Source organism: Bacillus cereus group sp. BfR-BA-01309 (assembly GCF_022664315.1).
Classification (GTDB): Bacteria; Bacillota; Bacilli; order Bacillales; family Bacillaceae_G; genus Bacillus_A; species Bacillus_A mobilis.
The window spans coordinates 21,887-36,396 of sequence record NZ_JAKUHE010000002.1; the positions used below are offsets into that span (position 1 = coordinate 21,887).

The following is a 14,510-nucleotide window of genomic DNA, read 5'->3' on the forward strand; positions in this document are numbered from 1 at the left end:
CTAAATTTGTTCCATCACAAACCGTCTTGTGGCTGCATCAATTTCCAGAATTTCCTCTAAGCTCGGACGTGCAATGACATTGTGATGGTTCATTGCTTTTTCAATGAGGTCTTCCACTGTTAAGAAACCAATTCTCTTTTGTAAAAAAGCTTCAACAGCTACTTCATTCGCTGCATTCATTACAGCTGGCATACTTCCACCTGCTTTTCCAGCTTCATACGCAAAACGTAGGCAACGGAATCGTTCTTGGTTCATTTTCTCAAAATGCAACGTTCCTATTTCCCATAAGTTTAACTGTTTTGTGTCTGAAAGAGGCAATCGATCAGGATATGTAAGTGCGTATTGAATTGGTACTCGCATATCAGGTGAGCCAAGCTGTGCCATTACACTACGATCTTCAAATTCAACCATAGAATGGATAATACTTTCTTTATGTAAAACAACATCGATTTGCTCATAAGGGATACCAAAAAGCCAATGTGCTTCAATTACTTCTAGCCCCTTATTCATCATTGTAGCAGAATCAATTGTAATTTTCGAACCCATTGACCAGTTTGGATGTCGAAGCGCATCTTCTACGGTCACATGATGCAATTCATCTCTCGTTTTATCACGGAAACTTCCACCAGAAGCCGTAATAACTAATCGAGAAATTCTTTTTTCATTTTCACCATTCAAACATTGAAAAATAGCTGAATGTTCACTATCTACTGGAAGTAACGAAACATTATGTTTTCGCGCTGCTTCCAGTACAAGATGCCCTGCAGTTACTAACGTTTCTTTATTTGCAATTCCAATTGTTTTTTTCGCCTCAATTGCACGAAGTGTTGGTAACAACCCTACGCTACCTACAACAGCATTTACTACAATCTCCGCATCTGGATGTAATGCCACTTCTAAAAGCCCTTCACTACCATATACAACTTTTGTATTTCCAGAAACAGCTTGTAATTTTAAAACATCTTCCTCTCTTTGCACAGAGACGATTTGCGGAGAAAATTCTTGAATTACCTTTACTGCGTAGTCAATATTTTTCCCTACAGAAAAAGCAACGAGACGGAATTGGTCTGGGTGCGAGCGTAATACATCTAAAGTTTGTGTACCAATTGATCCGCTTGCACCTAATAAACTAATGTTTTTCATGACTCCAACCCCTCGTTCATTTATTAATTATATTGTAATAAGAAGTAGAGAATTGGTAAAACAAATAACCAACTATCTGTTCGATCTAATATACCACCATGCCCAGGTAAAATTGTACCTGAATCCTTTACGCCGTAATGACGCTTAAATGCAGATTGTACTAAATCGCCAATTTGTCCAAAAATAGAAATGATAATTGTCAACACAATTAAAATCCCTACATTAGCCTCAACTGGGAAGAACATATTGTAAACAACTGCCACAACAATTCCACAAACGATGCCGCCTAATGAACCTTCAATTGTTTTATTAGGACTTATTTCTGGCCATAATTTTCTTTTTCCTAATGCTTTTCCTACGAAATATGCGCCTGAATCAGTAGCCCATATAACAAATAATGCACAAAACACATATTTAATTCCTAATATTCTCGTTTCATTCAAATATAGGAATCCCATTCCAACATATGCTGTTGCCATTAGTAAAAATGAAGCATTGTCAAAAGTAAATGTATTCTTAGAAAGGACTGTATATGATAAAAGTAATAAAACAATCACAAATGTGATCTCTAATTTACCTAATCCAATCTGCGTAAACAGTTCTGATGCACTACTTGGAATTAAAATAATCCATAATAATACTGCAGCTAAAACTGTTGGTACTGAAATAAGCGTAAGCTTATTCATACGAATTAATTCATATAAACCTATAGAAGCAAGTGCATACACTAAAACCGTAAAAGGCACGCCACCGTAAATTACGATGGGAATGAATAGCGCGGCAGCAACCACTCCAGTAATAATTCTCTGTTTCACTACCAAACCCTCTCTTTCTACACGCCTCCGAATCTGCGCCCTCTATGCTGAAAGTCTGTAATCGCATTTAGCAAATGTTCCTCGGTAAAATCTGGCCAATACACATCTGTAAACCAAAATTCCGAATATGCAATTTGCCATAACATGAAATTACTAATACGTAGCTCTCCGCTCGTACGGATTAACAACTCTGGGTCAGGTAAAGAACTCGTCATTAAATAGGAAGAAAGCATTTCTTCACTTACATCTTCAACACGAATTTTTCCTTCCTCACTATCTTTCACCATATGTTGCACAGCAGAAACGATTTCATCTCGACTTCCATAGTTTAACGCGAAATTAAGAATTAATCCCGTATTCTCTTTCGTATCTTCCATGGCCTTTTCCATCGCTCTGCGTGTATGCGTAGGAAGACGATCTTGTTGTCCTATTACTCGGACTTGTACGTTCTCTTCAATCAATTCTGGTAAAAATGTACCTAGAAATTCTTCTGGAAGCCTCATTAAATAGTCAACTTCCTTTTTAGGTCTTTTCCAGTTCTCAGTTGAAAAAGCATAAAGAGTTAATACTTTTACATTAAGTTTGCTTGCAAATTTTGTGATTTTCTTTACAACTTGCATGCCTTCATGATGTCCCGCAATACGAGGCATCGCTCTCCTCTTTGCCCATCTTCCATTACCATCCATAATGATGGCAATATGTTCTGGGATATATCCTTTTTTCACTTTTTCAACGAGATGATCAAACGATGCGACCTTTTTACTTTTAAAAAAAGGAAAGTTTTTAAACATCATTCATACCCTCCAGCAAGCAGACGTATGCCTAAAAGTGTAAAAAGACCCCCTTAAGAAGAGGGTCATATTTGCGAAGGTATCGCTATTACACTTCCATGATTTCTTTTTCTTTGTTTTTTGCGATTTCGTCAACTTTTGCAATATATTTATCTGTTTCTTTTTGGATATCTTCAGTATATCCTCTTAAATCATCTTCTGTAATCTCGCCAGCTTTTTCAAGCTTCTTAAGATCATCGTTACCGTCACGACGTACGTTACGAACAGCAACTTTCGCTTCTTCAGCATATTTTTTCACAACTTTAACAAGATCACGACGACGCTCTTCAGTTAATGCAGGGAATGCAATACGAATTACAGTTCCATCATTAGAAGGGTTTAAGCCTAAATCTGCTTTTAAAATTGCTTTTTCGATATCACCGATAGAAGTTTTATCATAAGGCTGAATTACAAGTAAACGTGCTTCTGGAACTGTAATGTTCGCTAATTGCACAACAGGTGTTGGTGCACCATAGTAATCAACTTGTACCTTATCTAATACAGACGAGCTTGCACGACCTGCGCGAACTGTTGCCAATTCACGAGAGTAAGCAGCAACTGCTTTTTCCATTTTTTCATTTGAAGACTTCAATACTTGTTGTCCCATATTTATTTCCCCCTTACAACTGTTCCGATATTTTCGCCTAAAACGGCACGTTTAATGTTACCTTTTTCCATAACAGAGAATACAATTAATGGAATATCATTATCCATACATAAAGAAGAAGCTGTTGAATCCATTACACCTAAACCTTCTTTTAATACATCTAAGTAAGTAAGTGTTTCGTATTTCGTAGCTGTTGGGTCAAGAGATGGATCTGCATTATATACGCCATCTACATTGTTTTTCGCCATTAAGATAACGTCTGCTTCGATTTCCGCTGCACGTAGTGCTGCCGTTGTATCTGTAGAGAAATACGGGTTACCTGTACCTGCTGCAAAGATCACAACACGTTTTTTCTCTAGATGACGAACTGCTTTACGACGAATGTAAGGCTCTGCTACTTGACGCATTTCAATTGAAGTTTGAACACGAGTTTGAATTCCAATGTTCTCTAGGCTATCTTGAAGAGCTAATGAGTTCATAACTGTTGCTAACATACCCATGTAATCTGCTCCAGCACGATCCATTCCCATTTCACTTCCGATTTTTCCACGCCAAATGTTTCCGCCACCAACAACAACAGCAACTTCTACATCAAGTTCTGCAATTTCTTTCACTTGTTCCGCAACTGATTTAATAACAGATGGGTTAATTCCAAATCCTTGTTCGCCAGCTAACGCTTCTCCGCTTAGCTTTAATACGACACGATTATATTTCGGTTTACTCATAATGAACCTCCAATTGCTTACATCTTTATTTTAAAAAAGGGAACACAATGTGTTCCCTAATCTTTATTAGTTACTACCTTTTACTTGGTTCATTACTTCTTCAGCAAAGTTGTCTTCGCGTTTTTCGATACCTTCACCAACAGCGTAGCGAACGAATCCTTTTAATGTTCCGCCTTTAGACTCAACGAATTGACGAACTTTCATATCAGGGTTTTTAACGAATGCTTGGTCAAGTAAGCAAATTTCTTCGAAGAATTTGCCAAGACGGCCTTCAACCATTTTTGCAACGATTTTTTCAGGCTTGCCTTCGTTTAAAGCTTGTTGTGTTAATACTTGACGCTCATGCTCAACTTCTTCAGCTGTTACAGCATCGCGGTCAATGTATTTAGGGTTAACTGCTGCGATGTGCATTGCTACATCTTTAGCAGCTGCTTCGTCAGTAGAACCTTCAAGAACTGTTAATACACCAATACGTCCACCCATGTGTAGGTAAGCGCCGAATGCATCAGCATCAGTTTTTGATACGATTTCGAAACGACGAAGTGTAAGTTTTTCACCAATTTTAGCGATTGCTTCGTTGATGTGCTCTTCTACTGTTTTGCCGCCTTCGATTGTTTGAGCCATAGCTTCTTCAATGTTAGCTGGTTTGTTAGCTAATAAGTGAGCAGCTAATTCTTTAATTAACGCTTGGAAACCTTCGTTTTTCGCAACGAAATCAGTTTCAGAGTTTAATTCTAAGATTAAAGCTTCGTTACCGTTTGTTTCGATGAAAGTTAAACCTTCAGCAGCGATGCGGTCTGCTTTTTTAGCAGCTTTCGCGATACCTTTTTCACGTAAGAAGTCAATTGCCTTCTCCATGTCGCCATTAGTTTCTGTTAAAGCTTTTTTGCAGTCCATCATACCTGCGCCAGTTTTTTCACGTAATTCTTTTACCATTTGTGCAGTGATTGCCATACTATTCATCCTCCTAAAATATGTATTTATACCTTTTATAAAGGTGTTTATACCTTAAAAAAGGTGATAAAAGGCCGAACCCCTTATCACCTTTCCAACTTTGTTACGCAGTAACAGTTTCTTCACCTTGTTTTGCTTCAAGGATCGCGTCTGCCATTTTAGATGTAAGAAGTTTTACAGCACGAATTGCATCATCGTTTGCTGGGATAACGTGATCGATTTCGTCTGGATCACAGTTTGTATCAACGATACCGATGATTGGAATGTGTAATTTGCGTGCTTCAGCAACTGCAATACGCTCTTTACGAGGGTCTACTACGAATAATGCACTTGGAAGACCTTTCATATCTTTAATACCGCCTAAGAATTTCTCAAGACGCTCTAACTCTTTTTTAAGTTGAACAACTTCTTTCTTAGGAAGTACTTCGAAAGTACCATCTTCTTGCATTCTTTCGATGTCTTTAAGACGCTTGATACGTTTTTGGATTGTTTGGAAGTTTGTTAAAGTTCCACCTAACCAACGTTGGTTAACGAAGTACATACCAGCACGAGTTGCTTCTTCTTTAATAGCTTCTTGTGCTTGTTTTTTAGTACCTACGAATAAGATGTCTCCACCTTCAGCAGCGATGTCGCGCATCGTTCTGTAAGCTTCCTCAACTTTTTTCACAGTTTTTTGTAAGTCGATGATGTAGATACCGTTACGCTCTGTGAAAATGTAACGCTTCATTTTTGGGTTCCAACGACGAGTTTGATGTCCGAAATGAACACCAGCTTCAAGCAATTGCTTCATAGAAATTACTGACATAATATAGTTCCTCCTAAATGGTTTTTGATATCCTCCGTTTACTTCATCTCTAAGCGAAACTACAAACGTAGCACCAACACTTAAATCAGTAAACGTGTGTACTTTGTACTGACACCACTGCTTACTATATCATACTGAAATATTACAATCAAGTCGAAAATGCGAAGAATGTAAAACTTTCTTTGTTCACACTCGAATTCTAGTATTACCAACCTGTATTTCTTTTAAGCAAAGAAATGAAATGAAATTCATAGCTTTTCCGAAAAACACGATTATGGCGCTACTTGCCAACACCAGCAATCTTTTATACACAAAAAACTCTCCTCAAAAAATGAGGAGAGTTTTATAAATTAGTTTGTTTTTAATTTAGCAAGTTCCTGTAGAAACTTGTCGTTTAGCACTTTAATGTATGTTCCTTTCATACCTAAAGAGCGAGACTCAATAACACCAGCACTTTCTAATTTACGTAATGCATTTACGATTACAGAACGAGTAATTCCTACGCGATCAGCAATTTTACTTGCAACTAGTAAACCTTCTGTTCCATTTAATTCTTCGAAGATATGCTCAATTGCTTCTAACTCACTGTAAGATAATGAGCTAATCGCCATTTGAACAACAGCTTTACTACGTGCTTCCTCTTCGATTTCTTCCGCTTTTTCACGTAAGATTTCCATACCTACTACAGTTGAACTGTATTCAGCAAGGATTAAATCATCGTCTAAGAACTCTTGACCAAGACGAGCTAATACTAATGTACCTAGACGCTCACCGCCACCAACGATTGGTACGATTGTAGTTAAACCTTGACCGAATAATTCTCTATTTTCTACTGGGAATGCTGTGTAAGCACTGTTTACATCTAAGTTAGAAGATGTTTCTGTAATGTTGAATAAGCTTTGTGTGTATTCTTCCGGGAATTGACGCTCTGCAAGCATTTGTTTCATACGCTCATTCTCAATTTGTTGGTGAATTGCATAACCTAGTAATTTACCACGACGACTTACTACGAATACGTTCGCTTCGATTACTTCACACATTGTGTCAGACATTTCTCTAAAGTTTACAGGCTTTCCTGCTGCGCTCTGTAATAACGCATTTAATTTTCTTGTTTTTGCTAATAATTCCATTTCAAAAGTTCCTCCTACATGTTACTCACATATTTTTTCATCACTTGGAAACTAGGGCGAGTCACCTGATGACACAATTACAAAATAAACTGGCTCACATCTTTATTTTTAGCAATCGTTGCTAATTTCTCCTCAACGTACTGAGGCGTTATCGTTATTTTCTCTAACGTAATTTCAGATGCTTCAAACGATAAATCTTCAAGGAGCTTCTCCATAATCGTATGAAGTCTTCTTGCTCCAATATTATCTGTATCCTGATTAACTTGATAAGCAATCTCAGCAATCTTACGAATAGCTTCGTCTGAAAATTCAATTTCTATACCTTCAGTCGCTAATAAAGCCATATATTGTTTAATTAACGCATTGTCAGGCTCGATTAATATTTTAACAAAATCATCTGTCGATAATTTTGTTAATTCTACTCGAATCGGAAATCTCCCTTGCAGTTCCGGAATTAAATCCGACGGTTTAGACATATGAAACGCTCCAGCTGCAACGAATAAAATATAATCCGTTTTTACTGATCCGTATTTTGTCGCAACATTCGATCCTTCTACAATCGGCAGAATGTCACGTTGCACACCTTCACGTGATACATCTACGCTATTCGACTGCTTACCAGCAATTTTGTCAATTTCATCGATAAAAATAATCCCGAGCTGTTCAGCACGATAAACAGCCTCTTGTGTAACTTCATCCATATCAATTAAGCGCTGTGCTTCCTCATTTGTCAAGAGTTTTCTTGCTTCTTTTACAGAAAGTTTACGTTTTTTTGTTTTTTTCGGCATAAAACTTCCTAATGCATCTTGGAAATTCATCCCCATTTGTTCCATGCCAGTTCCTTGTAACATATCGAACATGGAAGACTGTTGCTCAGTCACTTCAATCGATACAATTTCATCTTCAAGAAGTCCTGCAGCAAGCTTTCTTTCCACATCTTGACGTTTCTTTTCGATTTCAACATCTTCCTGTGCATCAGATGTTTGATTCGAATTTTGAGCACCACCAAATAGCATTTCTAATGGGTTTTTAAATCCAGATTGTTTCTCTGGACTCGGCACTAAAATTTCTACAAGACGTTGGTTCGCTTGTTCTTCTGCTTTATCTTGTACTTTAACTACCATTTCTTCTTTCACGATACGAACTGACGTTTCCACAAGGTCACGTACCATCGATTCTACATCTCTACCTACATATCCAACTTCTGTAAATTTCGTAGCTTCAACCTTAATAAAAGGTGCTCCAACGAGTTTCGCCATTCGTCGTGCTACCTCTGTTTTACCAACACCCGTTGGTCCAATCATTAAAATATTTTTAGGCGCAATTTCATCACGTAGATTTTCAGCTAATTTACTTCGACGATATCGATTTCTTAAAGCTACAGCAACCGCTTTCTTCGCATCTTTTTGACCGATAATGTATTGATCTAATTTTTCCACAATTTGACGCGGAGTAAAATGTAAATGCATATAAAATGCCTCCCTTACGATTCTACAATTCTTCCACAATTATATTGTGGTTTGTATAAACACAAATATCGCCAGCAATGTCTAAACTCGCTTTCGCAATTTGCTTCGCTGTTAAATGTTCACTTGCATATTGTTTTAAAGCACGACCTGCAGAAAGCGCATAATTCCCACCAGATCCAATCGCTAAAATACCATCATCTGGTTCGATTACTTCTCCTGTACCTGAAACAAGAAGCATAGTTGTTTTATCCATGACAATGAGCATCGCTTCTAGTTGACGTAACATTTTGTCGCCACGCCATTGTTTTGCCATCTCAACTGCAGCACGCTGCAAGTTTCCATTGTACTCTTCTAATTTTCCTTCAAACATTTCAAAAAGAGTAAATGCGTCAGCAACGGAACCTGCAAAGCCAGCTAAAACTTTCCCTTGGAAAAGTTTACGGACTTTACGAGCTGTATGTTTCATTACAACTGCATTTCCCATCGTCACCTGGCCATCTCCAGCCATTGCACATTCTCCATTATGATGAACTGCAAATATCGTTGTAGCGTGGAAATTTCCCATAGAAAAAACTCCTTTATATGTTTTTATAGCTTTAAAAGCAATTTATGCCCGTGGGTGATGCTTCATGTAGACCGAACGCAATCTTTCTTTAGAGACATGCGTATAAATTTGTGTCGTCGACAAATTCTCATGACCGAGTAGCTCCTGTACAGTACGTAAATCTGCCCCTTCATCTAACATATGTGTAGCAAATGTATGCCTTAACATATGGGGACTGATCCGCATTGTCAGTGAAGCTTTCTTAATGAGTTCGTTTAATACATAGCGTACCCCTCGACTTGTTAGCGGCGTGCCTTTCGCATTTAAAAATACCATATGAGAGTGTTCTTCAGTTTTGTGAGCTAACTGTTTTCTCCCGTTCTCTATATAAGTAATTAAAGCATCTTGCGCATAGCTTCCGAACGGAATATACCTTTGTTTTTTTCCTTTTCCCATTACTAAAATTGTTCCCACCGCGAAGTCAATATCGGTAAGTTGTAAATTGACACATTCACTCACACGGATTCCAGTCGCATACATCAATTCTAATAAAGCTTGATTCCTTTGACCTAGCGGCGTTTCCGTATCAGAAACTTCAAACAATTCCTCTAATTCTTCAGCATATAAAAACTTTGGGATTGACAATTCTTTTTTGGGGAGTGACGCAAGTGCAAACGGATTATCTTTCCGATAACCTTCACGCATCAAAAAACGATATAAACTTCGTAAGCTTGATACTTTTCTTGCGACAGATTTACGGGCTAACTTTTCATCGTGCAACGTCGTTAAGTACAAACGAACATCCGCGTATGTAACATCTAAAAAAGAGGATATGCCTTCTCGCTCCATAAATTGCACAAAATGTTCTAAATCATTTTGATAACTTGCAATTGTATATTTTGAATAATTTCTTTCAATTTGTAAATATCCAACGAATAATTGTAACAATTTCTTCACATTCACACAGTTCACCTCAATAAAGGCTACTAAATCGTATCACAACTTAGTAGCCTTTGCAAGAAATTTAACTAAATATTTACAAAATTTTGAATTGTTTCTAAAGCGCGTGTTGCATAGGCTTCATTTCGTTCTGCTTTTTTCTTAATTTTCTTCTCTAACGGTGCAAACAGACCGAAGTTCGCATTCATTGGTTGGAAGTTTTTCGCATTTGTCGCAGTAATATAATTCGCCATACTTCCCATTGCAGTTACAGATGGTAATACAACCGGCTCTTCACCTTTCACAAGTCGAGCAGCGTTAATACCTGCTAGTAATCCTGATGCTGCCGATTCAACATATCCCTCTACTCCAGTCATTTGACCAGCGAAGAATAAATCATCACGTTGTTTATATTGATATGTTGGACGAAGTAAGTTAGGTGAATTAATAAACGTATTACGATGCATTACACCATAACGTACAATCTCTGCGTTTTCCAGTCCTGGAATCAACTGTAACACTTCTTTTTGTGGTCCCCACTTTAAATGCGTTTGGAAACCTACGATATTGTATAACGTTCCTGCTGCATCATCTTGACGTAACTGAACAACAGCATATGGCGTTTTCCCTGTTTTCGGATCTTCTAATCCAACAGGTTTCATTGGTCCAAATACTAACGTCTGTCTTCCTCTACTTGCCATAACTTCTACTGGCATACAACCCTCAAAGAAAATTTCTTTTTCAAATTCTTTTAAAGGTACTGTTTCAGCAGCAATTAAAGCCTCGTAAAAACGGTCAAATTCCTCTTCCGTCATTGGGCAGTTTAAATATGCAGCTTCACCTTTATCGTAACGAGATTTTAAATATACTTTATTCATATCAATGCTGTCTTTCTCAACAATCGGTGCTGCAGCATCATAGAAATAAAAATAATCTTCACCTGTTAATTCTTTTAATTGTGCAGCAAGATCAGGAGACGTAAGTGGACCTGTCGCGATAACAGTAGGCCCTTCTGGAATTTCAGTAATTTCTTCATTCATCACAGTTACGTTCGGATGGTTTTTCACATACTCCGTTACCTTTGCCGCAAATTCATGACGATCTACAGCTAAAGCCCCCCCTGCTGGTACAGAGCACTCATCAGCTGCACGAATAATAACAGAGTCCATTAGACGCATTTCTTCTTTAATAACACCAACAGCGTTTGTTAATGTGTTTGCGCGAAGCGAGTTACTGCATACTAACTCTGCAAATTTATCTGTGTGATGAGCTGGTGTTTGCCTTACTGGTCTCATTTCATATAATTTTACTTGGACACCACGTTTTGCAATTTGGTAAGCTGCTTCACTTCCTGCAAGACCTGCGCCAATGACGTTTACTACTTGTGTTGTCATATTAATCACCTTTCCTTTTCTTCCCGAAAAAAATGTGAGCAGTTACGCTCACATTTGTTGTTCTTCTTCATAATCACACGAAATACATTGTACTTGCACGCCTTTTTTCAACTTCTTCTCTACAAGCATACCTTCGCACTTCGGACATTTACGACCAATTGGTTTATCCCAAGATACAAAGTCACACTCTGGATACGTACCGCATCCATAGAAAAGACGTTTCTTTTTATTACTACGGCGTTCAATAATTTGACCTTTATCACACTTCGGACAAGTAACACCGATTTCTTTCACAATCGGTTTTGTATTACGACAATCTGGGAAATTCGAACAAGCCATAAATTTCCCGTATTTACCCATTTTAAAGACCATTGGGTGATCACACAATTCACAGTCTTCCCCAGCTGGTTCATCTTTAATTTCCACTTCACGCATTTCTTTTTCCGCTTTTTCTAAACGCGGTTCAAAGCCTACGTAGAAATCATCAACAATTTTTACCCAATTCGCATTTCCTTCTTCTACTTCATCAAGACTTTGCTCCATGTTAGCAGTAAATTCAATGTTAATAATTTCTGGGAAAAACTCTAAAATAAGTTCAATTACTATTTCACCAAGTTCAGTTGGAACAAAGCGTTTATTATCCAAACCTACGTATCCACGTTTTTGAATCGTTTCAAGTGTCGGTACGTAAGTCGATGGTCTTCCAATTCCAAGCTCTTCAAGTGTTCTTACTAGACGAGCCTCTGTATAGCGCGGCGGAGGTTGTGTAAAGTGTTGCTTCGGTTCTAAATCCTTCGAAAATACCGTTTCCCCTACTTCTAAAGGTGGCAACATTTTATCCTTTTCTTCAGCCCCGTCATCTTTCGACTCTACATACACTTTCATAAATCCTGGAAACTTTACAACCGATCCACTTGCACGGAACTGAACATTGTTATTAATGAGTCTAGCTGTCACAGTATCCATTATAGCAGACGCCATTTGACTTGCAACAAATCGCTCCCAAATCAGTTTATACAACCGAAGTTGATCACGACTTAAGAAACTCTTTAGTTCCTCTGGCCTTCTCATTACCGAAGTAGGACGAATTGCCTCATGCGCATCTTGTGCGTTCGACTTTTTCGTTTCTTTCTTCTTTTCTGTTCCTATGTATTCCGCACCAAACGCCTCAGTAATGTAAGTACGCGCCTCTGTTTGAGCTGTTTCTGAGATACGTGTTGAGTCAGTTCTCATATACGTAATAAGACCTACAGTTCCTTGCTTGCCAAGATCTATCCCTTCATACAATTGCTGCGCGAGCATCATTGTTTTCTTTGCTCGCATGTTTAACTTACGAGCTGCCTCTTGTTGCAAGGAAGATGTTGTAAACGGTAATGCAGGATTACGTTTTCGCTCTTTTCGCGTTACATTTTCAACTGAAAACGCATTATCTTTCATCTGTTCAATTATTTCATTCACTTGCGTTTCATTCGTTAATTGAACTTTTTCACCATCTACACCGTAAAAACTTGCTTCAAATGTGTCTTTCCCCTTCACAAATTCTGTCTTGATTGTCCAGAATTCTTCAGGCTCAAAGATTTGAATTTCTTTTTCACGTTCGATAATTAAACGAACTGCTACAGATTGTACGCGTCCTGCACTTAATCCTTTTTTTACTTTCTTCCATAATAAAGGACTAATATTGTAACCCACAAGACGATCTAGTATACGTCTTGCTTGTTGTGCATCTACTAAATCCATATTAATCGCACGAGGATGTTTAAATGATTCTTTTATTGCATCTTTTGTAATCTCATTAAACACAACTCGGCAATCTGATTCAACGTCCACATTTAACGTATTGGCTAAATGCCAAGCAATTGCTTCCCCTTCGCGGTCTGGATCGGCCGCGAGATAGACTTTCTTTGCTTTTTTTGCCGCTGATTTTAAATCTTTTAAGACGGGACCTTTACCACGAATGGTAATATACTTCGGGGTGAAGTTGTTCTTTACTTCTATCCCCATTTGGCTTTTAGGTAAATCGCGAACGTGTCCCATAGACGCGACAACTTTGTATTTTTTCCCTAAATATTTCTCAATGGTCTTCGCCTTAGAAGGCGACTCCACGATTACGAGGTAATCTGACATGCTAGTGCCTCCTTAAGAGGTGGATTCAAGTCTTCATCAATCTTATTGATTTCTCTTGTTTTTGTCAATCAAGAATGAATATACCATACAGTGCCTTTCTACCATTTGTCAATAATTGTTTAATAAAAACATGAAAATATAAGGTTAATTTAAAATCTCTTCCAAGATATCTTCTGCATTTCTTACTAGTTTTGCTCCTTGTTGAATTAGATGATTCGTTCCTGATGCACTATCTATAAATATAGGTCCAGGAAGTGCAAATACCTCTCTATTTTGCTCTAAAGCAAGGTCCGCAGTAATAAGTGTTCCACTTCTTGATTTCGCTTCTACAACTAAAACACCCTTACTTATACCACTAATGATTCGGTTCCTTTTTGGAAAATACCATTTTTTCGGTGCATAGTGCGGCGGATACTCTGTTAATAACAATATATATTCATTCCATGTTTCATATAAATGTCTATTCTCTTTTGGATACATATACGATAATCCATGTCCTAGTATTGCAATAGTCGGACAATGCCGTCTTACTGTAATTTCATGAGCCATTGTATCTATCCCTCTTGCAAACCCACTGACAATAAGCCATTCTCTTTCTAATAATGGGTGTAAAATAAATTGTAAACTCTCATGCCCATATAAAGTCGGTTCTCTCGTTCCAATAACCGCTAATTTATTCGCCTTATTGAGAAAATCCTTCTCACCTTTTCCATATAACACAAAGGGCGAATCTTGTATTTCACGTAATAATTGTGGATAATCTTCATCACAGATAGTCATATAAAAGATTCGATTTTTCTCTAAATAAGATATATATTGCGAGAGATTTGAACTTTGAAGAAAACGTACTAATTCTGAAGATTTTTTCGAGGATATTCCAGTGTAGTATTCCATTTGTGTTGCATTAAAAGTGTATATTCCCTTCAATTCAGGATCGACATATAGTAGTCTTTCCATCGCCTTCCAATGATCTGCTAAAAAATAATGAAGATGTAATAATCGTTCTCTTTTCATCTTAATTCTCCTTA

At 37.7% G+C, this 14,510-nt stretch carries 14 protein-coding genes; all 14 read right to left on the reverse strand.

Annotated features, from left to right (window positions below; translation table 11 throughout):
* The 14 genes from dxr to dprA all read right to left on the reverse strand — a co-directional run bounded on the left by dxr (position 1) and on the right by dprA (position 14,496).
* Positions 1-1,143 (reverse strand): 1-deoxy-D-xylulose-5-phosphate reductoisomerase, encoded by a 1,143-nt coding sequence (gene dxr / locus MR115_RS03630; RefSeq protein WP_242240014.1) that lies wholly within the window; start codon positions 1,141-1,143, stop codon positions 1-3.
* A gap of 23 nt (positions 1,144-1,166) precedes the next feature.
* On the reverse strand, positions 1,167-1,958 hold the full coding sequence (cdsA, locus tag MR115_RS03635) for a phosphatidate cytidylyltransferase (RefSeq protein WP_000813582.1): 792 nt from the start codon (positions 1,956-1,958) through the stop codon (positions 1,167-1,169).
* Between the two features lie 17 nt (positions 1,959-1,975).
* Positions 1,976-2,752, reverse strand: a complete 777-nt coding sequence (gene uppS / locus MR115_RS03640; RefSeq protein ID WP_000971311.1) for an isoprenyl transferase — start codon at positions 2,750-2,752, stop codon at positions 1,976-1,978.
* Between the two features lie 85 nt (positions 2,753-2,837).
* Positions 2,838-3,395, reverse strand: coding sequence for a ribosome recycling factor (gene frr / locus MR115_RS03645; RefSeq protein WP_000531505.1), 558 nt, complete (start codon positions 3,393-3,395; stop codon positions 2,838-2,840).
* Between the two features lie 2 nt (positions 3,396-3,397).
* Positions 3,398-4,120: a UMP kinase gene (gene pyrH, locus MR115_RS03650; RefSeq protein ID WP_000042667.1), complete on the reverse strand. Its 723-nt coding sequence runs from the start codon at positions 4,118-4,120 to the stop codon at positions 3,398-3,400.
* Between the two features lie 66 nt (positions 4,121-4,186).
* Positions 4,187-5,074, reverse strand: a complete 888-nt coding sequence (tsf, locus tag MR115_RS03655; protein WP_001018583.1) for a translation elongation factor Ts — start codon at positions 5,072-5,074, stop codon at positions 4,187-4,189.
* 103 nt (positions 5,075-5,177) lie between these two features.
* Positions 5,178-5,879, reverse strand: a complete 702-nt coding sequence (rpsB, locus tag MR115_RS03660; RefSeq protein ID WP_000111485.1) for a 30S ribosomal protein S2 — start codon at positions 5,877-5,879, stop codon at positions 5,178-5,180.
* Positions 5,880-6,229: 350 nt separating this feature from the next.
* The gene (gene codY / locus MR115_RS03665) at positions 6,230-7,009 is read right to left on the reverse strand and encodes a GTP-sensing pleiotropic transcriptional regulator CodY (RefSeq protein ID WP_000421290.1); all 780 of its coding nucleotides are present in this window, start codon (positions 7,007-7,009) and stop codon (positions 6,230-6,232) included.
* 77 nt (positions 7,010-7,086) lie between these two features.
* A complete protein-coding gene (hslU, locus tag MR115_RS03670) occupies positions 7,087-8,478 on the reverse strand; it encodes an ATP-dependent protease ATPase subunit HslU (RefSeq protein WP_061678204.1) in 1,392 nt (463 codons plus the stop codon).
* Positions 8,479-8,500: 22 nt separating this feature from the next.
* Positions 8,501-9,043: an ATP-dependent protease proteolytic subunit HslV gene (hslV, locus tag MR115_RS03675; protein ID WP_000526271.1), complete on the reverse strand. Its 543-nt coding sequence runs from the start codon at positions 9,041-9,043 to the stop codon at positions 8,501-8,503.
* Positions 9,044-9,085: 42 nt separating this feature from the next.
* Positions 9,086-9,985 carry a tyrosine recombinase XerC gene (gene xerC / locus MR115_RS03680; RefSeq protein WP_001101238.1) on the reverse strand — a complete coding sequence of 300 codons (900 nt, stop codon included), beginning with the start codon at positions 9,983-9,985 and terminating at the stop codon, positions 9,086-9,088.
* Between the two features lie 65 nt (positions 9,986-10,050).
* Positions 10,051-11,355, reverse strand: coding sequence for an FADH(2)-oxidizing methylenetetrahydrofolate--tRNA-(uracil(54)-C(5))-methyltransferase TrmFO (gene trmFO / locus MR115_RS03685; protein WP_000211998.1), 1,305 nt, complete (start codon positions 11,353-11,355; stop codon positions 10,051-10,053).
* Positions 11,356-11,403: 48 nt separating this feature from the next.
* Positions 11,404-13,482, reverse strand: coding sequence for a type I DNA topoisomerase (topA, locus tag MR115_RS03690; protein WP_001286953.1), 2,079 nt, complete (start codon positions 13,480-13,482; stop codon positions 11,404-11,406).
* Positions 13,483-13,626: 144 nt separating this feature from the next.
* Complete coding sequence (dprA, locus tag MR115_RS03695) at positions 13,627-14,496, reverse strand: DNA-processing protein DprA (protein WP_242240016.1); 870 nt, start codon at positions 14,494-14,496, stop codon at positions 13,627-13,629.
* Positions 14,497-14,510: the final 14 nt, after the last annotated feature.

What these genes read in the sequence shown, in the direction of transcription:
- dxr (WP_242240014.1), bottom strand. Translation starts at nt 1,143, where the DNA reads ATGAAAAACATTAGTTTATTAGGTGCAAGCGGATCAATTGGTACACAA.
- uppS (WP_000971311.1), bottom strand. Translation starts at nt 2,752, where the DNA reads ATGATGTTTAAAAACTTTCCTTTTTTTAAAAGTAAAAAGGTCGCATCG.
- frr (WP_000531505.1), bottom strand. Translation starts at nt 3,395, where the DNA reads ATGGGACAACAAGTATTGAAGTCTTCAAATGAAAAAATGGAAAAAGCA.
- pyrH (WP_000042667.1), bottom strand. Translation starts at nt 4,120, where the DNA reads ATGAGTAAACCGAAATATAATCGTGTCGTATTAAAGCTAAGCGGAGAA.
- tsf (WP_001018583.1), bottom strand. Translation starts at nt 5,074, where the DNA reads ATGGCAATCACTGCACAAATGGTAAAAGAATTACGTGAAAAAACTGGC.
- rpsB (WP_000111485.1), bottom strand. Translation starts at nt 5,879, where the DNA reads ATGTCAGTAATTTCTATGAAGCAATTGCTTGAAGCTGGTGTTCATTTC.
- codY (WP_000421290.1), bottom strand. Translation starts at nt 7,009, where the DNA reads ATGGAATTATTAGCAAAAACAAGAAAATTAAATGCGTTATTACAGAGC.
- hslU (WP_061678204.1), bottom strand. Translation starts at nt 8,478, where the DNA reads ATGCATTTACATTTTACTCCGCGTCAAATTGTGGAAAAATTAGATCAA.
- hslV (WP_000526271.1), bottom strand. Translation starts at nt 9,043, where the DNA reads ATGGGAAATTTCCACGCTACAACGATATTTGCAGTTCATCATAATGGA.
- trmFO (WP_000211998.1), bottom strand. Translation starts at nt 11,355, where the DNA reads ATGACAACACAAGTAGTAAACGTCATTGGCGCAGGTCTTGCAGGAAGT.
- topA (WP_001286953.1), bottom strand. Translation starts at nt 13,482, where the DNA reads ATGTCAGATTACCTCGTAATCGTGGAGTCGCCTTCTAAGGCGAAGACC.
- dprA (WP_242240016.1), bottom strand. Translation starts at nt 14,496, where the DNA reads ATGAAAAGAGAACGATTATTACATCTTCATTATTTTTTAGCAGATCAT.